This is a genomic window from Pseudomonas sp. PA-5-4B, from assembly GCF_021606215.1.
Lineage (GTDB): Bacteria > Pseudomonadota > Gammaproteobacteria > Pseudomonadales > Pseudomonadaceae > Aquipseudomonas > Aquipseudomonas edaphica.
On record NZ_WKDB01000002.1, the window covers coordinates 68,665 to 89,923 of the forward strand.

Annotated in this window: 17 protein-coding genes; 8 read left to right on the forward strand and 9 right to left on the reverse strand. The window is 61.3% G+C overall.

The genetic code is table 11. From position 1 onward, the window contains the following. Positions 1-29: 29 nt before the first annotated feature. The 7 genes from GIW28_RS02260 to hemE all read left to right on the forward strand — a co-directional run bounded on the left by GIW28_RS02260 (position 30) and on the right by hemE (position 12,241). Complete coding sequence (locus tag GIW28_RS02260; RefSeq protein WP_017138568.1) at positions 30-1,358, forward strand: type IV pilus secretin PilQ; 1,329 nt, start codon at positions 30-32, stop codon at positions 1,356-1,358. A gap of 4 nt (positions 1,359-1,362) precedes the next feature. Next, positions 1,363-1,881: a shikimate kinase AroK gene (aroK, locus tag GIW28_RS02265; RefSeq protein WP_017138567.1), complete on the forward strand. Its 519-nt coding sequence runs from the start codon at positions 1,363-1,365 to the stop codon at positions 1,879-1,881. Positions 1,882-2,004: 123 nt separating this feature from the next. Further along, positions 2,005-3,105, forward strand: coding sequence for a 3-dehydroquinate synthase (gene aroB / locus GIW28_RS02270; protein ID WP_017138566.1), 1,101 nt, complete (start codon positions 2,005-2,007; stop codon positions 3,103-3,105). Between the two features lie 10 nt (positions 3,106-3,115). Then, entirely contained in the window at positions 3,116-4,684 is a 1,569-nt protein-coding gene (locus GIW28_RS02275) for an AAA family ATPase (protein WP_177034866.1), read from the forward strand. Between the two features lie 354 nt (positions 4,685-5,038). After that, a complete protein-coding gene (gene gltB / locus GIW28_RS02280; RefSeq protein ID WP_236445705.1) occupies positions 5,039-9,484 on the forward strand; it encodes a glutamate synthase large subunit in 4,446 nt (1,481 codons plus the stop codon). 32 nt (positions 9,485-9,516) lie between these two features. Continuing rightward, positions 9,517-10,935 (forward strand): FAD-dependent oxidoreductase, encoded by a 1,419-nt coding sequence (locus GIW28_RS02285; RefSeq protein WP_003187920.1) that lies wholly within the window; start codon positions 9,517-9,519, stop codon positions 10,933-10,935. A gap of 238 nt (positions 10,936-11,173) precedes the next feature. Next, positions 11,174-12,241 (forward strand): uroporphyrinogen decarboxylase, encoded by a 1,068-nt coding sequence (gene hemE, locus GIW28_RS02290; RefSeq protein WP_034117349.1) that lies wholly within the window; start codon positions 11,174-11,176, stop codon positions 12,239-12,241. A 117-nt stretch (positions 12,242-12,358) separates the two neighbouring features. On the opposite strand, the gene GIW28_RS02295 is transcribed toward hemE, so the two are convergent. Then, on the reverse strand, positions 12,359-13,585 hold the full coding sequence (locus GIW28_RS02295; protein ID WP_189660918.1) for an MFS transporter: 1,227 nt from the start codon (positions 13,583-13,585) through the stop codon (positions 12,359-12,361). A 172-nt stretch (positions 13,586-13,757) separates the two neighbouring features. On the opposite strand from GIW28_RS02295, the gene GIW28_RS02300 reads away from it, so the two are divergent. Further along, positions 13,758-14,651 carry a LysR family transcriptional regulator gene (locus GIW28_RS02300; RefSeq protein WP_017138561.1) on the forward strand — a complete coding sequence of 298 codons (894 nt, stop codon included), beginning with the start codon at positions 13,758-13,760 and terminating at the stop codon, positions 14,649-14,651. A gap of 118 nt (positions 14,652-14,769) precedes the next feature. On the opposite strand, the gene GIW28_RS02305 is transcribed toward GIW28_RS02300, so the two are convergent. From GIW28_RS02305 to GIW28_RS02340, 8 genes are read right to left on the reverse strand one after another with little or no spacing between them, the layout of a single operon-like run. After that, a complete protein-coding gene (locus GIW28_RS02305; protein WP_017138558.1) occupies positions 14,770-15,189 on the reverse strand; it encodes a hypothetical protein in 420 nt (139 codons plus the stop codon). A 26-nt stretch (positions 15,190-15,215) separates the two neighbouring features. Next, positions 15,216-16,442, reverse strand: a complete 1,227-nt coding sequence (locus GIW28_RS02310) for a beta-ketoacyl-ACP synthase (RefSeq protein ID WP_099548054.1) — start codon at positions 16,440-16,442, stop codon at positions 15,216-15,218. Then, a complete protein-coding gene (gene fabG / locus GIW28_RS02315; RefSeq protein WP_186617945.1) occupies positions 16,442-17,170 on the reverse strand; it encodes a 3-oxoacyl-ACP reductase FabG in 729 nt (242 codons plus the stop codon). Before fabG ends, GIW28_RS02310 begins: the two co-directional genes overlap by 1 nt. Continuing rightward, positions 17,167-17,628: an ApeP family dehydratase gene (locus GIW28_RS02320; RefSeq protein ID WP_017138555.1), complete on the reverse strand. Its 462-nt coding sequence runs from the start codon at positions 17,626-17,628 to the stop codon at positions 17,167-17,169. Before GIW28_RS02320 ends, fabG begins: the two co-directional genes overlap by 4 nt. Beyond that, on the reverse strand, positions 17,625-18,791 hold the full coding sequence (locus GIW28_RS02325) for a beta-ketoacyl-[acyl-carrier-protein] synthase family protein (RefSeq protein ID WP_186617943.1): 1,167 nt from the start codon (positions 18,789-18,791) through the stop codon (positions 17,625-17,627). The genes GIW28_RS02320 and GIW28_RS02325 overlap by 4 nt, the downstream gene beginning before the upstream one ends. Next, positions 18,788-19,270, reverse strand: a complete 483-nt coding sequence (locus GIW28_RS02330) for a hypothetical protein (RefSeq protein WP_056860603.1) — start codon at positions 19,268-19,270, stop codon at positions 18,788-18,790. The genes GIW28_RS02325 and GIW28_RS02330 overlap by 4 nt, the downstream gene beginning before the upstream one ends. Then, entirely contained in the window at positions 19,267-20,001 is a 735-nt protein-coding gene (locus GIW28_RS02335) for a class I SAM-dependent methyltransferase (protein WP_017138552.1), read from the reverse strand. The genes GIW28_RS02330 and GIW28_RS02335 overlap by 4 nt, the downstream gene beginning before the upstream one ends. Next, positions 19,998-21,245 carry an NAD(P)/FAD-dependent oxidoreductase gene (locus GIW28_RS02340; RefSeq protein ID WP_099548058.1) on the reverse strand — a complete coding sequence of 416 codons (1,248 nt, stop codon included), beginning with the start codon at positions 21,243-21,245 and terminating at the stop codon, positions 19,998-20,000. Before GIW28_RS02340 ends, GIW28_RS02335 begins: the two co-directional genes overlap by 4 nt. Positions 21,246-21,259 lie beyond the last annotated feature (14 nt).

A 21,259-nucleotide genomic window follows, 5' to 3' on the forward strand; every position in this document is an offset into this window, starting at 1 on the left:
TGGCGCTATGGATAGCGTTCACGGCACCGATGGCATTTGCTGTGCCCAATCGCGTCGATCTGATCCAGCTGCCGCCTCCTGGCAGCGTGGTTCCCAGTGGCGCCTACAACGGCGACACGCTGACCCTCAACTTCCAGAACATCGAATTGCGCGCCGTGTTGCAGCAAATTGCGGATGTGGCCGGGCTTAATCTGGTGGCCAGTGATGAAGTGCAAGGCTCGATCACTTTGCGGCTCAAGGATGTGCCCTGGGACCAGGCGCTGGATCTGGTGCTGCAAACCAAAGGCTTGGATAAGCGCGTGAAGGCCGGCGTTTTGCTGGTGGCACCCGCCGAAGAATTGGCGGCCCGCGAGCTGCTGGCGCTGGAGTCGCGCAAGCAGATGGAAGAGCTGGCGCCCTTGCGGCGCGAGCTGTTGCAGGTCAATTACGCCAAGGCGGCGGACCTGGCCAAGTTGTTCCAGTCGGTGACAGGCGTTGACGGCTTTACCGATGAGCGCGGCTCGGTGGCGGTGGATGATCGCACCAATAACATCATCGCCTACCAGACCCGCGAGCAAATTGACGAGCTGCGGCGCATCGTGGCACAGCTGGATGTACCGGTACGCCAAGTGATGATCGAGGCGCGGATTGTCGAGGCTAATGTCGATTACGACAAAAGCCTGGGCGTGCGCTGGGGCGGGCGGCTCAATCGCGGCAACTGGGGCGCGGGCGGTATCAGCAAGCCGTTGGCCGAGGGTGCGGAGCCACCGGAGAATCCGCCCAGCTCGCCGTTTGTCGATATGGGCTCGCTGGCCGGTACGTCTGGCTTGGGCATCGCTTTTATTACCGACAACCTGTTGCTCGACCTGGAACTGACGGCCATGGAAAAAACCGGCAACGGCGAAATCGTCTCACAGCCCAAGGTGGTCACTTCCGACAAGGAAACCGCGCGCATCCTCAAGGGCACCGAGATTCCTTACCAGGAGTCCAGCTCGCGTGGCGCCACCTCAGTGTCGTTCAAGGAGGCCTCGCTGTCGTTGGAGGTGACCCCGCAAATCACCCCGGATGGCTGGGTGATTATGGAGGTCAAGGTCACCAAGGACGAGCCGGACTACCTGAACAAGCTCAACGACGTACCGCCGATCAAGAAAAACGAAGTCAACGCCAAGGTGCGGGTCAAGGATGGCGAGACTATCGTCATTGGCGGGGTTTTCTCCAATACGCAAAGCAAAGTGGTAGATAAAGTGCCATTTTTGGGCGATGTACCGTATCTTGGCCGCCTTTTCCGGCGCGATGTGCTGGCGGAGAAAAAATCCGAGCTGCTGGTATTCCTGACTCCGCGTATTATGAATAACCAGGCGATTGCTGTGAGTCGTTGATTCTGTGCGAAATTTGATTCTTGTAGGACCGATGGGGGCTGGAAAAAGCACCATCGGCCGTTTGCTGGCCAAAGAGCTGCGCCTGCCGTTCAAAGATTCCGACAAGGAAATTGAATTGCGCACGGGTGCCAATATCCCATGGATCTTCGATAAGGAAGGCGAACTGGGCTTTCGCGACCGCGAGCAGGCGATGATTGCCGAGCTGTGCGGCTGCGATGGCGTGGTATTGGCCACCGGCGGCGGTGCAGTGATGCGCGATGAAAACCGCCGGGCGCTGCATGCCGGTGGTCGCGTGGTTTATTTGCATGCATCGGTCGAGCAGCAGGTGGGGCGTACCGCCCGCGATCGCAATCGCCCATTGCTGCGCACCGCAGACCCGGCAAAAACCTTGCGGGACTTGCTCACGCTGCGCGATCCGCTGTATCGGGAAATCGCCGATCTGGTGGTCGAAACCGATGAGCGGCCGCCTCGAATGGTGGTTCTCGACATTCTTGAGCGTTTGCAGCAATTGCCACCCCGTTAAAGCCAGGCCCGAAATGCGCTATTCTCGGCGGCGCGCCATCATCCTCCGGGGTATGGCGCAGAGCCATCAGGCGACGAAATTCCGAGCGTTGCCGATCGTACATATTTCTTCACGCGGGGACACATGCAGACACTTAAGGTCGATCTAGGCGAGCGCAGCTACCCAATCCATATTGGCGAAGGTTTGTTGGACCTGCCCGAGTTGCTCGCACCGCATATTGCCGGTCGGCAAGTGGCGATCATCTCCAATGAAACGGTCGCGCCGCTGTATCTTGAGCGTCTGAGCCGCAGCCTTGCGGCCTACTCGGTGATTTCGGTGATCCTGCCCGATGGCGAGGCCCACAAGAACTGGGAAACCCTGCAACTGATCTTTGACGGCCTGCTGACTGCACGGCATGACCGACGTACCACGGTGGTCGCCCTGGGCGGCGGCGTGATCGGCGACATGGCCGGCTTTGCCGCAGCGTGCTACCAGCGCGGCGTGGACTTTATCCAGGTGCCGACCACCTTGTTGTCCCAGGTCGATTCGTCGGTGGGCGGCAAGACCGGCATCAACCACCCGCTGGGCAAGAACATGGTGGGTGCGTTCTACCAACCACAAGCCGTGCTGATCGACACCGCGACCCTCAACACCTTGCCGCCGCGCGAGCTGTCGGCCGGTCTGGCGGAGGTCATCAAGTACGGGCTGATTTGTGACGAGCCGTTCCTGACCTGGCTCGAAGAACACATGGACGCCCTGCGTGCCCTGGACCAGGTGGCACTGACCGAAGCGATTTCCCGTTCATGCGCCGCCAAGGCGCTGGTGGTGAATGCCGACGAACGGGAGTCCGGTGTGCGCGCCACCCTGAACCTGGGCCATACCTTCGGGCATGCGATCGAAACGCACATGGGCTATGGTGTGTGGTTGCACGGGGAGGCCGTGGCGGCTGGCACAGTAATGGCACTGGAAATGTCGCAACGCCTGGGCTGGATCAGCGCCCAGGAGCGTGATCGCGGCATCCATCTGTTCCAGCGCGCCGGCTTGCCGGTTATTCCGCCGGAAGAGATGACCGAGGCGGATTTCCTCGAACATATGGCAATCGACAAGAAAGTGATCGACGGTCGCCTGCGACTGGTGCTGCTGCGCCACATGGGCGAAGCGGTAGTGACCGACGATTATCCGAAAGAGATTTTACAGGCCACGCTGGGAGCGGATTACCGCGCCCTGGCCCAGCTTAAAGGTTAATAAGATCCCGATGACTAGTTTGCATGCCGACGAGGCGTTCCTCGGCCACTACCAGTTAAGCCACGACCCTTTTGCTCCACGGGTGCCTGGCTTCAAATTTTTCCCTGCCCAGCGCAAGCCGGTGCTCGGTCAGTTGCACCACCTGGCGCGCTACAGCCAACTGTTGCTGGTTGTGACCGGCCCGTTGGGCAGTGGCAAGACCCTGCTGCGCCAGGCGCTGGTTGCCAGCACCAACAAGCAATCGGTACAGAGCGTGGTGGTATCGGCCCGTGGTGCCGGTGATGCAGCCGGCGTACTGCGCCAGGTTGCCCAGGCGCTGAACGTTGCCAATGCCGAGCCGAACGCGATCCTCAAGCAGGTTGTGCAGTTGGGCCTCACCGGCCAGGAAGTCTACTTGCTGGTGGACGATGCCGAGCAGCTCGACGAATCCGCCCTGGAAGCGCTGCTGGCGCTGGCGGCGGGTACGCCGGAAGGGCGCCCGCATGTGTTCCTGTTTGGTGAGTCGTCCTTGATCGCCGATCTGGAGCAGATCAGCGGTGAGCAGGAGCTGTTTCACGTCATCGAATTGCAGCCGTACGAAGAGGAAGAAACCCGCGAATACCTGGCTCAACGCCTCGAAGGCGCCGGTGCCGGTATCGAACTTTTCACGGCAAATCAGATCTCTGATATTCACGAAAGCGCAGGCGGCTGGCCTGGCACCATCAACCAGGTTGCCCGCGATGCCTTGATCGAAGCCATGATTGCCAGCCGCTCTGCGGTTAAGCGTCCAAAGATGGGGTTTACTATGCCTAAGAAGCACGTATTGGCGATTTCTGCCGTGGTCGTGGTCGCTGTCGCTGCTGCCTGGTTGATCCCGGGTCGCAGCAAGGCACCCGCCACCGCCGGTGCGCCAACCGAACAGGCGCAGTTGCCACTGGGCAAGCCCACGCCAAATGTCGAATTCGCCAACTCCGGCCAACCGACCAACCTGCCGATGGTCGGCCAGCCAGTCATGCGCGGCCCGCTCGCTGAAGCCGCCGGTGGTATCTCTGAAGGTGACGACGGTGTGCCGGTGGAAGGCTCCAGCGCCACGCCGCCAACCGTAACCACCACCGCACCGCCTGCCGGCGTTCCGGCTGGCCCGGCAGCTGCTCCAGTTGCCAAGCCGACGCCAGCGCCGACCGTTGCCACTGCCAAGCCTGCTCCGGTTGCCAAGCCTGTCGCGCCTGCGCCAGTGGCCAAGCCGGCACCGGCCGCCAAGCCTGCTGAAAAACCTGCCGCTGTTGCCAAGGCCGCTGCGCCTGCCGCCGCCGGCAGCAGCTGGTACACCAGCCAGCCAACCGGTAATTTCGTCGTGCAGATCCTGGGCACCAGCTCCGAAGCCAACGCCCAGGCGTTTGTGAAAGAGCAGGGCGGCCAGTACCGTTATTTCAAGAAAGTGCTCAACGGCAAGCCTCTCTACGTGATCACGTACGGCAACTTCTCCAGCCGTACCGCAGCGGAATCCGCTATCAAAGCCTTGCCAGCGAAGGTTCAGGCTGGTAAACCTTGGCCTCGCACTGTTGCCAGCGTTCAACAAGAACTCGCAACAAGTCGCTGAAGATTCGGCGGCCTTACCCAGGCCGCCTCTCCCGGCACCTCAAAATTAAAACCGCAAGTGCGTGCTGCCCTCAAGGCCGCGCGCCCTGCGGTGTCTGCGTCACAGTAGCTTTTGAGTCGTAGCGGTCAGAATTAAAAAAGTTTTGACTAGCACAGCATATCGCTTTAAACCTTTCATAAATGCGACATAGATTTGCGACATTTCGTCGCTAAATTTGTGAGCGTTCGTGTCGGTGTGTACAATGACCTCCCTTTTGCCCCCGCTAAGCCGGCGTACGTTCGGCGTGGAAGGTAACCGGTTGAATTGAAAAGAAATTTGCCTCGATATAAGAGGCAGCCTGGTGAGAAAGTGTCTATGAAAGCAGGTCTGTACCAACCCGATGAATTCAAGGATAACTGCGGTTTCGGCCTGATAGCCCACATGCAGGGCGAGCCCAGTCATACCCTTTTGCAAACGGCCATCGAGGCCCTGACCTGCATGACCCACCGCGGTGGGATCAACGCCGACGGCAAGACCGGTGACGGTTGCGGCTTGCTGATTCAAAAACCCGACCAGTTCCTGCGCGCTGTCGCAAAAGAGCAATTTGCTGTCGACCTGCCCAAGCAGTACGCCGTGGGCATGGTGTTTTTCAATCAGGACCCGGTAAAAGCCGAAGCCGCTCGCGAGAACATGAACCGCGAGATCCTGGCTGCTGGCCTGCAACTGGTGGGCTGGCGCAAAGTGCCGATCGACACCAGCGTGCTCGGCCGCCTGGCCCTGGAGCGCCTGCCGCAGATCGAACAAGTGTTCATCGCAGGCGATGGCCTCAGCGATCAGGACATGGCGATCAAGCTGTTTACCTCGCGTCGTCGTTCATCGGTGTCCAACGCCGCCGACACCGACCACTACATCTGCAGCTTTTCGCACAAGACCATCATTTATAAAGGCCTGATGATGCCGGCGGATTTGACCGCCTTCTATCCAGACCTGAGCGATGAGCGCCTGCAAACCGCAATCTGCGTGTTCCACCAGCGCTTCTCCACCAACACCCTGCCGAAATGGCCGCTGGCTCAGCCATTCCGCTTTCTCGCCCACAACGGCGAGATCAACACCATCACCGGCAACCGCAACTGGGCTGTGGCCCGTCGCACCAAGTTCGCCAACGATTTGATGGACCTCGAAGAGCTCGGCCCGCTGGTTAACCGCGTGGGTTCCGACTCCTCCAGCATGGACAACATGCTCGAACTGATGGTCACCGGCGGCATTGACCTGTTCCGTGGCGTGCGCATGATCATTCCGCCTGCGTGGCAGAACGTCGAGACCATGGACCCGGACCTGCGTGCGTTCTACGAGTACAACTCGATGCACATGGAGCCGTGGGACGGCCCGGCTGGCGTGGTGATGACCGACGGCCGCTACGCGGTGTGCCTGCTCGACCGTAACGGCCTGCGCCCGGCGCGTTGGGTGACTACCACCAACGGTTTTATCACCCTGGCGTCGGAAATCGGCGTGTGGGACTACAAGCCTGAAGACGTGATCGCCAAAGGCCGTGTAGGCCCGGGCCAGATCCTGGCCGTGGACACCGAGACCGGGCAGATCCTCGACACCGACGCCATCGACAACCGCTTGAAGTCGCGTCACCCGTACAAGCAATGGCTGCGCAAGAACGCCCTGCGCATCCAGGCGACCATGGAAGACAACGACCACGGTTCGGCTTTCTATGACGTCGACCAGCTCAAGCAGTACATGAAGATGTACCAGGTCACGTTCGAAGAGCGCGACCAAGTGCTGCGCCCGCTCGGTGAGCAAGGCTATGAGGCGGTCGGCTCCATGGGCGATGACACGCCAATGGCCGTGCTGTCCCAGCGCGTGCGTACGCCGTACGACTATTTCCGCCAGCAGTTCGCCCAGGTGACCAACCCGCCGATCGACCCGCTGCGTGAAGCCATCGTGATGTCGCTGGAAGTGTGCCTCGGTGCCGAGCGCAACATCTTCCAGGAATCGCCTGAGCACGCCTCCCGTGTGATCCTCAGCTCGCCGGTCATTTCCCCGGCCAAATGGCGCTCGTTGATGACCCTGGAGCGTCCAGGTTTCGACCGCCAGATCATCGACCTGAACTACGACGAGAGCCTCGGCCTTGAAGCCGCTGTGCGCAACGTCGCCGATCAGGCCGAAGAGGCTGTGCGTGCCGGTCGTACCCAGATCGTGCTGACCGACCGTCACATCGCGCCAGGCAAGCTGCCGATCCACGCCTCCTTGGCCACCGGCGCGGTGCACCACCGCCTGACCGAAAAAGGCCTGCGTTGCGACTCCAACATCCTCGTGGAAACGGCTACTGCCCGCGACCCGCATCACTTCGCAGTGCTGATCGGTTTCGGCGCCTCGGCGGTTTACCCGTTCCTGGCCTACGAAGTGCTGGGTGATTTGATCCGTACCGGTGAAGTGCTGGGCGACCTCTATGAGGTGTTCAAGAACTACCGTAAGGGCATCACCAAGGGCTTGTTGAAGATCCTGTCGAAGATGGGCATCTCCACCGTCACCTCGTACCGTGGCGCACAGCTGTTCGAAGCCATCGGCCTGTCCGAAGAGGTTTGCGAGCTGAGCTTCCGGGGTGTGCCAAGCCGTATCAAGGGCGCACGTTTCGTCGACATCGAAGCCGAACAGAAAGCCCTGGCAGCCGAAGCCTGGAGCGCGCGCAAGCCGATCCAGCAAGGCGGCCTGCTCAAGTTCGTGCACGGTGGCGAATACCACGCCTACAACCCGGACGTGGTCAGCACCCTGCAAGCCGCTGTGCAGCAGGGCGACTACGCCAAGTTCAAGGAATACACCGCGCTGGTGGATAACCGCCCGGTGTCGATGATCCGTGACCTGTTCAAGGTGAAGACCCTGGATACGCCGCTGGCCATCAGCGAAATCGAACCATTGGAATCGATCCTCAAGCGCTTCGACTCCGCCGGTATTTCCCTGGGTGCCTTGTCGCCTGAGGCCCACGAAGCCCTGGCCGAAGCCATGAACCGCCTGGGTGCGCGTTCCAACTCCGGCGAAGGCGGCGAAGACCCTGCGCGCTACGGCACCATCAAGAGCTCGAAAATCAAGCAAGTGGCGACGGGTCGTTTCGGTGTAACGCCGGAATACCTGGTCAACGCCGAAGTGCTGCAGATCAAAGTCGCCCAGGGCGCCAAGCCCGGCGAAGGCGGCCAGCTGCCAGGCGGCAAGGTCAACGGTCTGATTGCCAAGCTGCGTTACGCAGTGCCGGGCGTCACCCTGATTTCGCCGCCGCCGCACCACGACATCTATTCGATTGAAGACTTGTCGCAGCTGATTTTCGACTTGAAACAAGTCAACCCGCAGGCATTGGTTTCGGTGAAACTGGTAGCAGAAGCTGGCGTCGGCACCATCGCCGCTGGTGTGGCCAAGGCCTATGCCGACCTGATCACCATCTCCGGCTATGACGGCGGCACCGGCGCTTCGCCGCTGACTTCCATCAAGTACGCTGGCGCACCGTGGGAACTCGGCCTGGCTGAAACCCACCAGACCCTGCGCGGCAACGACCTGCGCGGCAAGGTGCGGGTGCAGACCGATGGCGGCCTGAAAACCGGCCTCGACGTGATCAAGGCCGCGATCCTTGGCGCCGAAAGCTTCGGCTTCGGTACTGCGCCAATGATCGCCCTGGGCTGCAAATACCTGCGCATCTGCCACCTGAACAACTGCGCCACCGGCGTCGCCACTCAGAACGAGAAGCTGCGCAAGGATCACTACATCGGCACCGTCGACATGGTGGTGAACTTCTTCACCTACGTCGCCGAAGAAACCCGTGAGTGGCTGGCCAAGCTGGGCGTGCGTTCGCTGGAAGAGCTGATCGGCCGTACCGACCTGCTCGACATCCTCGAAGGCCAGACCGCCAAGCAACAGCACTTGGACCTGACGCCGCTGTTGGGCAGCGATCACATCCCGGCAGACAAGCCACAATTCTGCCAGGTGGACCGCAACCCGCCGTTCGACAAAGGCCTGCTGGCCGAGAAGATGGTCGAAATGGCCAGTTCCTCGATCAATGACGCCAGCGGTGGCGACTTTGCCCTGGATATCTGCAACTGCGACCGTTCGATCGGCGCACGCATCTCCGGCGAAATCGCGCGCAAGCACGGCAACCAAGGCATGGCGAAAGCGCCGATCACCTTCCGCTTCAACGGCACAGCCGGCCAGAGCTTTGGCGTGTGGAACGCCGGCGGCCTGCACATGTACCTCGAAGGTGACGCCAACGACTACGTGGGCAAGGGCATGACCGGCGGCAAGCTGGTGATCGTTCCGCCTAAAGGCAGCATCTACAAGACTCAGGACAGTGCCATCATCGGCAACACCTGCTTGTACGGTGCCACCGGTGGCAAGCTGTTCGCTGCCGGTACTGCCGGTGAGCGTTTCGCCGTGCGTAACTCCGGTGCCCACACCGTGGTGGAAGGCACTGGCGATCACTGCTGCGAGTACATGACCGGTGGCTTTGTCGCGGTACTGGGCAAGACCGGTTACAACTTCGGCTCGGGCATGACCGGCGGTTTCGCCTACGTGCTTGACCAGGACAACACCTTCGTCGACAAGGTCAACCACGAGTTGGTCGAGATCCAGCGGATCAGCGGCGAAGCCATGGAGTCCTACCGGAACCACTTGCAGCACGTGCTGGACGAGTACGTCGAGGAGACCGGCAGCGAATGGGGCCGTAACCTCGCCGAAAACCTCGATGATTACCTGCGTCGTTTCTGGCTGGTCAAGCCCAAGGCTGCCAACCTGAAATCGTTGCTTTCCAGCATCCGTGCCAACCCGCAGTGATATGCGCCTGAAGAGTTTGATGAGGTTTTAACATGGCTGAACGTCTGAATAACGACTTCCAGTTCATCGATGTCGGGCGCAAAGATCCGAAGAAGAAACTGTTGCGTCAACGCAAGAAAGAGTTCGTGGAAATTTACGAACCCTTCAAACCCCAGCACTCGGCCGACCAGGCCCACCGCTGCCTGGGTTGCGGTAACCCGTATTGCGAATGGAAGTGCCCGGTGCACAACTTCATTCCCAACTGGCTCAAGCTGGTGGCCGAGGGCAACATCCTCGCTGCCGCCGAGCTGTCGCACCAGACCAACACCCTGCCGGAAGTCTGCGGCAGGGTTTGTCCCCAGGACCGTCTGTGCGAGGGTGCCTGCACCCTTAACGACGGCTTCGGCGCGGTGACCATCGGTTCGGTGGAGAAGTACATCACCGACACCGCGTTCGCCATGGGTTGGCGCCCGGACATGTCCAAGGTCAAGCCGACCGGCAAGCGCGTTGCGATCATCGGCGCAGGCCCGGCGGGCCTGGGCTGCGCCGACGTACTGGTGCGTGGTGGCGTGACCCCGGTGGTGTTCGACAAGAACCCGGAAATCGGCGGCCTGCTGACCTTTGGTATTCCCGAGTTCAAGCTGGAAAAAACCGTGCTGAGCCACCGTCGTGAAGTCTTCACCGGCATGGGTATCGAGTTCCGTCTCAATACCGAAATCGGCAAAGACATCACCATGGAGCAACTGCTCGCCGAATACGACGCCGTGTTCATGGGCATGGGCACCTACACCTACATGAAGGGCGGCTTTGCCGGTGAGGACCTGCCGGGCGTGTATGACGCGCTCGACTTCCTGATCGCCAACGTCAACCGCAACCTGGGCTTTGAAAAGTCGCCGGAAGATTTCGTCGACATGAAAGGCAAGAAGGTCGTGGTACTGGGCGGTGGTGACACCGCGATGGACTGCAACCGCACTTCGATCCGCCAGGGCGCCAAGTCGGTGACCTGTGCTTATCGTCGTGACGAAGCCAACATGCCCGGTTCGCGCAAAGAGGTGAAGAACGCCAAGGAAGAAGGCGTGAAGTTCCTCTACAACCGCCAGCCGATCGCCATCGTCGGTGAAGACCGTGTTGAAGGTGTGAAGGTGGTCGAGACCCGTCTCGGCGAGCCGGACGCCCGTGGCCGTCGCAGCCCCGAGCCGATCCCGGGTTCCGAAGAAATCATCCCGGCTGATGCCGTGGTTATCGCCTTCGGTTTCCGTCCAAGCCCGGCGCCGTGGTTCGAGCAGTTCGAAATCCAGACCGACAGCCAGGGCCGCGTGGTAGCCCCGGAACAAGGCCAGTACAAGCACCAGACCAGCAACCCGAAAATCTTCGCCGGTGGCGATATGGTGCGCGGCTCTGACCTGGTAGTGACCGCGATCTTCGAAGGCCGCAACGCCGCCGAAGGCATCCTGGATTACCTGCAAGTTTGAGTTGAAACACGGTCAACGGTGGGAGCTGGCTTGCCTGCGATAGCGATAGTGAATTCACCACCGCCATCGCAGGCAAGCCAGCTCCCACACAAACCCCATTCCAGATAGGGTTTGTTGGTGTCTGTCATACCGCAAGACACCGCGACAAATTGACCCGATAGACAAAAGGCACGGCTCACTCCGTGCCTTTTGCGTCGCGCTCTGAGAAAATGCCCGCACTTTTTTTGCGGATGCCGACATGACTGCCCTCAAGAACGACCGTTTCCTTCGTGCCCTGCTCAAGCAACCCGTAGACGTCACGCCCGTGTGGATGATGCGTCAAGCCGGTCGCTACCTGCCGGAATACCGCGCCAGTCGCGCCAATGCCGGCGACTTCATGAGCCTGTGCATGAACCCGGAGTTCGCCTGCGAAGTCACGATGCAGCCGCTGGACCGCTATCCACAACTGGATGCGGCCATCCTCTTCTCCGACATCCTCACCATCCCTGATGCCATGGGCCAAGGCCTGTATTTTGAAACCGGTGAAGGCCCGCGTTTCAAAAAAGTCGTCAGCACCCTGGCCGACATCGAAGCCCTGCCGATCCCGGACCCGCACAAAGACCTCGGCTACGTGATGGACGCTGTGAGCACCATCCGCCGCGAGCTTAACGGCCGCGTGCCGCTGATCGGCTTCTCCGGCAGCCCGTGGACCCTGGCTACCTACATGGTCGAAGGCGGCTCGTCGAAAGACTTCCGCAAGACCAAGGCCATGCTCTACGACAACCCGCAAGCCATGCACCTGCTGCTGGACAAGCTGGCGCAGTCGGTTACCAGTTATCTCAACGGCCAGATCATGGCCGGCGCGCAAGCGGTGCAGATCTTCGACACCTGGGGCGGCAACCTGTCGTCGGCGGCGTATCAGGAGTTCTCCCTGGCTTACATGCGCAAAATCGTCAGCGGCCTGATCCGCGAACACGAAGGTCGCAAAGTGCCGGTGATCATGTTCACCAAAGGCGGCGGCCTGTGGCTGGAAAGCATTGCTGATGCGGGCGCCGATGCACTGGGCCTGGACTGGACCTGCGACCTCGGCGAAGCCCGCCGTCGCGTCGGCAACCAGGTGGCGCTGCAAGGCAACATGGACCCAACCGTGCTGTACGCCAAACCGGAAGCGATCCGCACCGAAGTCGGCCGCATCCTGGCCAGCTATGGCAAGGGCAGCGGCCACGTGTTCAACCTCGGCCATGGCATTACGCCGGAAGTGAACCCCGAGCACGCTGGCGCGTTCTTGCGCGCAGTGCATGAGCTGTCGGCGCAATACCACGAATAAAACGCAAACCTAATGTGGGAGCTGGCTTGTCGAATCGTCGCACCGCTGCGATAGCAGTAGTGAATTCACTATTGCTATCGCAGGCAAGCCAGCTCCCACATTAAAAGCAGGACCGCGTCAGGTTTTTACATTCCCCAGCGGCGGCAACTTCGCCAGCTTCAGCGCCACCAGCAGCGCACCCATCAGCAACGCCACGATAAACCCGCCAATTCCGTTCCACCCGGCAAAGTGCCAGAAGAACCCGCCCGCCGTCCCCGCGATACTCGACCCCACGTAGTAGCAGAACAGGTACAGCGACGACGCCTGCCCTTTGGCCTTCACCGCTCGCCGCCCAATCCAGCTGCTGGCTACCGAATGCGCGCCGAAGAAGCCGAAGGTGAAGATCAGCATGCCCGGCACCACCAGCCACAGCGGCGTGAACAGGGTCAGCAGCATCCCCGACAGCATCAAGACGATGGTGCCCCACAGTACGCGACGGCGGCCGAGACGGTCAGCCAGAGAGCCGATTTTCGCCGAGCTGTAGATGCCTGACAGGTACACCAGCGACAACAGGCCAACCACCGCCTGGCTAAGTTCGTAGGGCGAGGCCAACAGGCGATAGCCGATGTAGTTGAACATCGTCACGAATGCGCCCATCAACAGGAAGGCCTCGAGGAACAGCCACGGCAGGCCCGCGTCCTTGAAGTGCATGACAAAACCGTTCACCAGGTTACGCGGCTTCAGGCTGCTGGCGCGGAAGTTGCGCGATTCAGGCAGGATTTTCCAGAACACCGTGGCTGCGATCAGCGCCAGCGCGCCGATGATCAGCATCGCGGTGTGCCAGCTGACAAAGTCGATCAACACGCCGATGATCAGACGCCCGCTCATGCCGCCAATCGCGTTGCCGCCGATGTACAAGCCCATGGCCAGGCCAATGTGCTGAGGGTGGATCTCTTCGCTCAGGTAAGTCATCGCCACGGCGGCCAGGCCGCTTAGCGACAAGCCCACCAGCGCACGCATCAGCAGAATGCCTTCCCAGGTCGGCATCAAGCCGCTGGCGATGGTCGCCAGCGCGGCACAGAACAGGGCTGAAACCATCACCGGCTTGCGCCCCAAGCGGTCGGAAATCGGTCCGGTAATCAGCAGGCCCAGCGCCAGCATCGCCGTGGCGACCGAGAGGATCAGGCTGCTTTGCGCCGCATTGATGGAAAACTCGTGGGATAACGCCGGCATCATCGGTTGCACGCAGTACAGCAGGGCAAAGGTGGCAAACCCGCCGGAGAACAGCGCGAGCACCGTGCGCATGAACATCGGCGTGCCTTTTTCGATGTACGCGTCATTGAGCTGGGCGACCACCTCATCCAAGGCGGTAGGCGGGACTTCTTGAGCGAATGGCGCGACAGCAGATTTCACGGGGACCTCGGGGAGGAAAAGCCTGCCAGGACTGGCAATACGAAAAAGAATATAGCTGCCTAATGATTCTTTCCAATATATTGTTCGACCTGTTTAAGAGCTTTTACGACCTAATGAGGTTTGCATGGAATTGCGTCACTTGCGGTACTTCATTGCCGTCGCCGAAGAGCTGCATTTTGGCCGCGCCGCGCAGGTGCTGGGCATCTCTCAACCGCCGTTGAGCCAGCAGATCCAGGCGCTGGAACAGGAAGTCGGCGCACGCTTGTTTGAGCGCACCAATCGTCGGGTTGAGCTGAGCGAGGCCGGCCGATTGTTCCTGCACGAGGCGCGTTTGGTGTTGGCGCAGGTGGATAAAGCCGCCGACGTTGCCCGCCGCGCGCAATTGGGGGAGTTAGGCGAACTGAAGATCGGCTTCACCTCGTCGGCGCCATTCAACGCCAGCATTCCACAGGCGATCTTTGCGTTTCGTAAAGCCTTCCCGGCGGTGCACCTGAATTTGCAGGAAATGAGCAGCACCGAAGTGGCCGAGTCGCTGGTGGATGAGTCGATTCAGGTGGGCCTGATGCGCCCGCTGCCGTTGCCGGATTCTCTAAGCGTGATCGAGTTGATGCGCGAGCCGTTGGTTGCGGTATTGAACGCTGGCCATCCGTTGGTGGAAGGCAGCGAGCGCGGCCTGCACCTGGCGCAACTGGCCGAAGAGCCGTTTGTATTTTTCCCGCGCACCTACGGCAGCGGCCTCTACGCTCAGCTGCTCAACCTGGCCCGCGATGCCGGCTTCAGCCCGCACTTCGCCCAGGAAGCTGGAGAAGCGATGACCATCATCGGCCTGGTGGCGGCGGGGTTGGGGGTGTCGGTGCTGCCGGCGTCTTACCAGCGCATCCGCATTGATGGCGTGGTCTATCGCACCTTGCTCGATCGGGAGGCCGTGACGGCGGTGTGGCTGGTGCAACGCAAGGGTGCGCAAACGCCAATGGCCAAGGCCTTTGTGGAGCTGCTGACGCGCCAGGCGATCTTATAGTCGAACACGGTCAAAAGTGGGAGCTGGCTTGCCTGCGATGCAGGCGCCTCGGTTTATCAGAAAAACTGAGGTGAACCCATCGCAGGCAAGCCAGCTCCCACATTTGGATGCGAAAGCCTCAGTTCTGTTTCAAAGCCTCCACGCCATTGATACCCGCACTCTGCAAGCCCGCCATGATGTCGCGATCCAGCATGCTCACCCAGCGGTTGTAGTTGCGATGGATCTTGCCGTCCTTGTAGCCCAGGTCGCGGCTGTCGCGGTAGGTGATGGCGTAGCTGGTGCGGGTGTAGCGGATATCGATTTCGGCGTGGAATTGGTTGCGCACAGTGATTTCGGCCTGCACCAGTTGCGGGCTCAGGCGTTGCACGGTCCATTCGCGTTTTTGCAGGGCCGCGACGATCACCTGTTTGATTTTTTCTTCGCTGAGCTGGGCCGTGACCGGCAAATCGTGCTGGGTGTTTAGCACGGGTTTGTTGGTGCAACCGGCGGTGGTCAGCAAAGCCAGAGTGATCAGGGTGGCGCGTAGCAAGGAAGACATTCCGTTTTCTCCAGTCAATTAAAAAATCAGGACCAGCGGCGAAAGATCAGCGAAGTGTTGACGCCGCCAAAGGCAAAGTTGTTGTTCATCACGTAGTCGTTGTGCATCTCGCGAAACCCACCTTGCAGGTAATCCAGCTCGCCGCATTGCGGGTCGACGGCATCCAGGTTGAAGGTGTGCACATACTGGTCGCGGTTCATCATTTCGATGCTGAACCACGATTCCAGTGCGCCGCACGCGCCCAAAGTGTGGCCCAGGAAGCTTTTCTGCGAACTGATCGGCATGCGGCTGCCGAACAGGCTGCTGGTGGCCAGCGTTTCGGCGATGTCGCCCTGATCGGTGGCGGTGCCGTGGCCATTGACGTAGCCGATCGCGGATGGCTCAAGCCCGGCATCTTCCAGGGCCAGCTCCATGGCGCGGCGCATGGTTTTCTGCTCTGGGCGCGTGGTGTGCTGGCCGTCGGCGTTGCTGCCGAAGCCGACCAACTCGGCGTGGATATGCGCACCGCGCGCCAGGGCGTGTTCCAGTTCTTCGAGCACCAGCATGCCGCCGCCTTCGCCGATCACCAGGCCGTCGCGGCCGCTGTCGTAAGGGCGTGGGCTGGTCTGCGGCGCGTCGTTTTTGAGGCTGGTGGCGTAGAGCGCGTCGAACACCATGGCTTCGGTGGGGCACAATTCCTCGGCGCCGCCGGCAAGCATCAACGGCAAGCGGCCGAACTTGATCGCCTCGTAGGCGTAACCAATGCCCTGGCTGCCGCTGGTGCAGGCGCTGGAGGTGGGGATCAGCCGCCCGGTCAGGCCAAAGAAGATGCTGATATTCGCCGCCGTGGTGTGCGGCATCATGCGCACATAGGAGTTGGCATTCAGCCCCTCGGCCACCGAGTTCAGCAGCATATTGCCGAACGCCTTGATCTCATCGGTGCTGCCGGTGGATGAGCCACAGGCGACGCCCATGCGCCCGTCCTTGATCGATTCGTCGCCGAGCAACCCGGCATCCTGCAACGCCTGTTCCGCCGCCCACACCGCCAGGCGCGACACGCGGCCCATGCTGCGCAGTTGCTTGCGCGTCCAGTGCGAGGGCACGACAAAGTCGTCGATCGGCCCGGCCAGACGCGTGTTCAATTCGGTAAAACGGTCCCACTCATCCATGCGCCGGATGCCGCTGCGGTTGGCGCGAAAGTTGGCGGCGATGGTGTCCCAATCGCTGCCCAGGGAGGTCATGCCGGCCATGCCGGTGACGACGACGCGTTTCATCAGCACAAGCCCCCATTCACGGCCAGCACTTGGCGCGTGATATAGCCGGCCTCGGCCGACATCAAGAAATTCACTGCCCCGGCGACTTCTTCCGGGGTGCCCATGCGTTGCGCCGGGATCATCTTCATCAGTTCTTCGACCGGCACGTTTTCATCCAGCATCGCCGTGTCGATCAAGCCGGGGGCGACGCAATTGACGGTGATCTTGCGCTTGCCCAGTTCAATAGCCAGCGCCTTGGCCGCGCCGATCAAACCGGCTTTGGAGGCGCTGTAGTTGACCTGGCCACGGTTGCCGATCAAACCGGAAACCGACGTGATACAAACGATACGGCCAGCGGCGCGACGACGAATCATCGGCATCATCACCGGGTGCAGCACGTTGTAGAAACCATCCAGGTTGGTGCGCATCACCACATCCCAATCGTCTTCGGAGAGGGCCGGGAACGCACCGTCGCGTGTCAGGCCGGCGTTGAGCACCACGCCGTAATAGGCGCCATATTGCTCCACATCGGCTTCAAGGATTTCCTTGCAGCTGAAACGATCCGCCACATTAAATTGCAGCACCCGCGCCTTGCGACCCAGCGCCTCGATCTCGAGCTTTACCGCGTCCGCTTCAGCGCGGCCACTGCGGCAATGCAGCACGATGTCATGCCCGGCCTGGGCCAGGCGCAGGGCAATGGCGCGGCCGATGCCACGGCTGGAGCCGGTGACCAGTACGGATTCAGTCATGGCGTTGAGTCCTTCGATTCATCTAAATAATTGGCCGCCTGGGGCGGTCGAAATACGTTCAAACGTGCGCTGGCCTGGATACCGTCACCGGTCAGGTGGCATTCGAACACACCCATGCCGTTGTCGTCTTCCAGCGAGCGCAGGCCGTGGATGCGCAGCTCGGCGCCGGCCGGGAAGTGTTCCACGTTGCATTCGAATTTGCGCGTGCCGAGCAGGAAACCCAGTTCCACTGCCTCGCCGTTCTGGCGCGCGCGGCAGCCGGCATAGGCGGCGACGCTTTGCGCCATCAGCTCGATGCCGACCCAGGCTGGCAGGCTGCCGTCCGGCCGGTTGAACAGGCCGCCGGGCTTGACGGTGGCGCGGGTGTGAACCTGCTCTTCATCGAACGACAGCACCTGGTCGATCAGGATCATGTCGCCCGCGTGGGGCAGCAGTTCGGCGAGTGGCCAATCGATCATGGGGCCTCCGCGATTATCAGGCTGACGTTATTGCCGCCGAAGGCGAACGAGTTGCTCATCAGGCAGCGTTTTTTCAAGGTGTCGCCGGTCTGTGCCCACTGCAGTTCGGGCAGTGCCGGATCGGCTTGGCCGTCCCACACATGCGGCGGCACACGGTCATGCATCAGGCTCAACCAGCAGAACGCCGCTTCCAGCGCGCCTGCGGCACCGAGGGTGTGGCCGCTCATGGGCTTGGTCGACGAACAGGCTACGCCTTGAGGAAACAGGCTGGCGACGGCCAGGCTTTCCATGGCGTCGTTGTGTTGGGTCGCGGTGCCGTGCAGGTTCAGGTAACCGATGTGTTCCGGTTCAAGTTTGGCGCTGGCCAAGGCCTTGCGCATCGACTGCAACGCACCTTTGCCGCTGGGCTCTGGCGCGGAGATATGGTGCGCATCGCAACTGGCGCCGCTGCCGAGCAAGGCAATCGGCGCAGGTGTTTTGGTCATCAGAAACAGCACTGCCGCTTCTCCGATATTGATGCCGTTGCGGTTCACCGAAAACGGATTGCAGCGTTCGCTGGCGACCGCTTCCAGCGCGGTAAAGCCGTTCAGCGTCAGCTTGCACAGGCTGTCGACACCGCCGCAGATCACCGCATCACACACACCCAGGTCGAGCAGGCGCTGGGCACTCATCAGCGCACGGGCGCTGGAAGTGCAGGCAGTAGAAATCACATAGGCCGGGCCGCTTACCTGTAGCCAGTCAGCGAGAAAATTCGCCGGTGCGCTGAGTTCCTGTTGCTGGTAGTCATAGTCGCCCGGGAACTGCTGCCCACGCAGGTAATGCGCGATGCCGCGACTGGCTTCATCGATGCCCGAGGTGCTGGTGCCCAGCACAATGCCAACCCGCGAGGCGCCGTAGGTGTGGATTGCCTGGCGCAGCTCGGTTTCAATCTGCAAGGCCGCATCCAGCAGCAACTGGTTATTGCGGCTGCTCTGCGGGCGTAGGTCAGCCGGGATTGCCACCAGCTCGCTGCGCACGCCGCCCACCGGCAGCACGCGCTCTGGCACCCAACCGCTTTCGGCGCGCATGCCGGAACAATCGCCGGCAAACAGGCTGCGGCTGACTTCAGCCTGGCCGCGGCCCAGGGCGCAGATCACGCCCAGGGCATTCAGGTAAGCCGTCATCGCGCCGCCCCCAGTGGGGTGATGCGGTAGCTCAACGGCTGGCCCGCCATGTTCACGCTGAACACCTCGGAGGACTGATAGACGATCTGCCAATGCCCCGGCAGCGTGCGCGTCAGGTCCATCGCCTGGGCACGCGGGTACAGCGTGGGCACGTCATCGGCCGAGGTCAGCGCAAACAACAGCGCCGCAAACAGCTCACGCGCCTGGGGATTGGGCGGCAGCAAGCCGTCGGCCTGCCACTGGCCATTGATCAGCTTTTGCCGGGCCTGGGGAATGCCCAGCGGGTCCATCATCGACCAGCGAATGGCTGTGCCTTCGCGCTGGATCACCAGCAGCCAATCCTGGGTTTGGCCGTCGGCGCGGCGCTGCACGTGCAATTGCATGGGCAAGGCCAGGGCCGGGGTTTTTTCGGGCAGTGGCGGCTGGCTGACGCAGGCGCTCAGCAGCAACAGGCAACCCATCAACAGCATACGAATCATGTTTCGGCGCTCGCTAAAGGTTTACGCGCCACGCAGTTGACCAGCGTTTCTTCGCGCTGGCCAACCGGTGGTGGGCTGCGCAGGCCCCAGCGTTCCAGCAGGCCGAAATCGCTGGAGCGGCTCCACCACAAATACGGGTACGAAACGTTCTGCGGGCCGAACTCAAAACCCTGCTCGCGCAGCATCTCCAGGTATTCTTCAGCGCTTTTCTGCACATGCATCGGGTGGCGGAACAGCCAGCGAATCACCCAAGTGTCGATATAGGCTTCGGTGGATTCGGCAAACAGCAGATAGCCGCCCGGCTTGAGTACGCGATAGAACTCTTTCAAGGCGCGATGCTGTTCCACCAGATGGTGAAAGGTCTGGTGGCAGAACAGGATATCGACGCTTGCGTCCGGCACTTGCAGCGTGGCGCAGTCGCTGCCGATCAGCTCAATGGCCAAGCCTTGGCGCTTGGCTTCCGCCTGGCTCAGCTCCAGGCTGTGCGGGTCGGCATCCAGGCCGATCAGGCGCTGTGGCGCGAACACCTGCTGCAAATACTGGAACGATTTGCCCTGGCCGCAACCGGCGTCCAGCAGCACCGGCGCCACCGGCAGCGGGTCGGTGAACAGGCCGCGCAGGTCGTTGATCGCCACGCGCAATACATGGTGCTGCCAAGTGTGGCTGCGCAGGAACCAGAAGCCGAATTTGGTTTCTTCGACGTAGTTTTTACTCAGGTATTGGCTACTCATACCGGCTCACCCGCACAAATTTCCGACAACATCCGCAGCCGCCGTTTGGGCTCGCTGACAAACGGGTTGCGCTCATCCCAGGCGTAACCGGCGAGGATCGAACTGATCATCCGGCGAATCTCCGGCGAGCTGCCTGGGTGAAAAATCACGTCCTGGAAGGTGCCTGCATACCAGCCTTCGACATAGCAACGGAAGGTGTCGACCCCGCGTTTCAGCGGCTCGGCGAACTCGGTTTGCCAGTCGACGGTTTCGCCCTTGAGTTGGCGATGTAACAGCGCTGCGGCCATGCTCGCCGAACGCATGGCGATGGTCACGCCGGAAGAGAACACCGGGTCGAGAAATTCCGCCGCATTGCCCAGCAGCGCAAAGCCCGGGCCGTGCAGGGTTTTGACGTTGGCCGAATAGCCGGCGAGGGTACGCGCGGGCGTATCCCACACGGCGTTTTGCAGCACGCCCGCCAGGCTTGGCGTCTCAGCGATGAAACCGCGCAGGCAGGCGTCGAGGTCGCTGTCGCGGCCGTCGAAATGTTCTTTTGCCGCCACCACGCCTACCGAGCAGCGGCCATGGCTGAACGGGATGGTCCAGAACCAGATATCGCGTTGGGTCGGGTGAGTGGTGACGAGGATTTTGCTGCGATCAAAACCTGGGTGTGTGATGTGATCTTCAACGTGGGTAAACACCGCCTGGCGCACCGGGAAATTCGACGGTGCTTCCAGGTCCAGCAGGCGCGACAGCACGCGGCCGTAGCCGCTGGCATCGAGCACGAACTTGGCCTTGAGGTGATACTCGCTGCCATTCTGGCGACGCACGTGCAGGTAGCGGCTTTCACCGGCGAAATCCACACCGACGATGCTTTCGCCATAGCGAATCTCTACGCCTTGCAGCGCCGCTTGATCAGCCAGCAACTTGTCGAACTCGCCGCGCTGCACCTGGAAGGTGGTGGGCTTGCCGTTGCTGAAGGTGTCACCGAAATCAAACGCACTGTAGCGCTCGCCCCAGGCGAACGCCGCGCCGGTTTTTACCTGGAAACCCGCGGCCTGTACGGCGTCGAGCATGCCGGCTTCTTCGATAAAGTCGATGCAGTGCGACAGCAGGCTTTCGCCAATCGAGAAGCGTGGGAAATGCTCGCGCTCGATAATCAATACATCATGCCCGTGGCGCTTTAACAGCGCGGCGGCGATAGCGCCGGATGGCCCGGCACCAATCACCACCACCTGGCGACGTTCCATTTCAACTGTGGGCACGAGGGCTCCTTGCC

Excerpts from the sequence above, each read along its gene's own strand:
- GIW28_RS02310 (WP_099548054.1), bottom strand. The coding sequence starts at position 16,442 with ATGAAACGCGTCGTCGTCACCGGCATGGCCGGCATGACCTCCCTGGGC.
- GIW28_RS02260 (WP_017138568.1), top strand. The coding sequence starts at position 30 with ATGGCATTTGCTGTGCCCAATCGCGTCGATCTGATCCAGCTGCCGCCT.
- GIW28_RS02300 (WP_017138561.1), top strand. The coding sequence starts at position 13,758 with ATGGAATTGCGTCACTTGCGGTACTTCATTGCCGTCGCCGAAGAGCTG.
- GIW28_RS02335 (WP_017138552.1), bottom strand. The coding sequence starts at position 20,001 with ATGAGTAGCCAATACCTGAGTAAAAACTACGTCGAAGAAACCAAATTC.
- GIW28_RS02285 (WP_003187920.1), top strand. The coding sequence starts at position 9,517 with ATGGCTGAACGTCTGAATAACGACTTCCAGTTCATCGATGTCGGGCGC.
- GIW28_RS02320 (WP_017138555.1), bottom strand. The coding sequence starts at position 17,628 with ATGATCGATTGGCCACTCGCCGAACTGCTGCCCCACGCGGGCGACATG.
- fabG (WP_186617945.1), bottom strand. The coding sequence starts at position 17,170 with ATGACTGAATCCGTACTGGTCACCGGCTCCAGCCGTGGCATCGGCCGC.
- gltB (WP_236445705.1), top strand. The coding sequence starts at position 5,039 with ATGAAAGCAGGTCTGTACCAACCCGATGAATTCAAGGATAACTGCGGT.
- GIW28_RS02305 (WP_017138558.1), bottom strand. The coding sequence starts at position 15,189 with ATGTCTTCCTTGCTACGCGCCACCCTGATCACTCTGGCTTTGCTGACC.
- GIW28_RS02325 (WP_186617943.1), bottom strand. The coding sequence starts at position 18,791 with ATGACGGCTTACCTGAATGCCCTGGGCGTGATCTGCGCCCTGGGCCGC.
- GIW28_RS02275 (WP_177034866.1), top strand. The coding sequence starts at position 3,116 with ATGACTAGTTTGCATGCCGACGAGGCGTTCCTCGGCCACTACCAGTTA.
- GIW28_RS02330 (WP_056860603.1), bottom strand. The coding sequence starts at position 19,270 with ATGATTCGTATGCTGTTGATGGGTTGCCTGTTGCTGCTGAGCGCCTGC.
- hemE (WP_034117349.1), top strand. The coding sequence starts at position 11,174 with ATGACTGCCCTCAAGAACGACCGTTTCCTTCGTGCCCTGCTCAAGCAA.
- aroB (WP_017138566.1), top strand. The coding sequence starts at position 2,005 with ATGCAGACACTTAAGGTCGATCTAGGCGAGCGCAGCTACCCAATCCAT.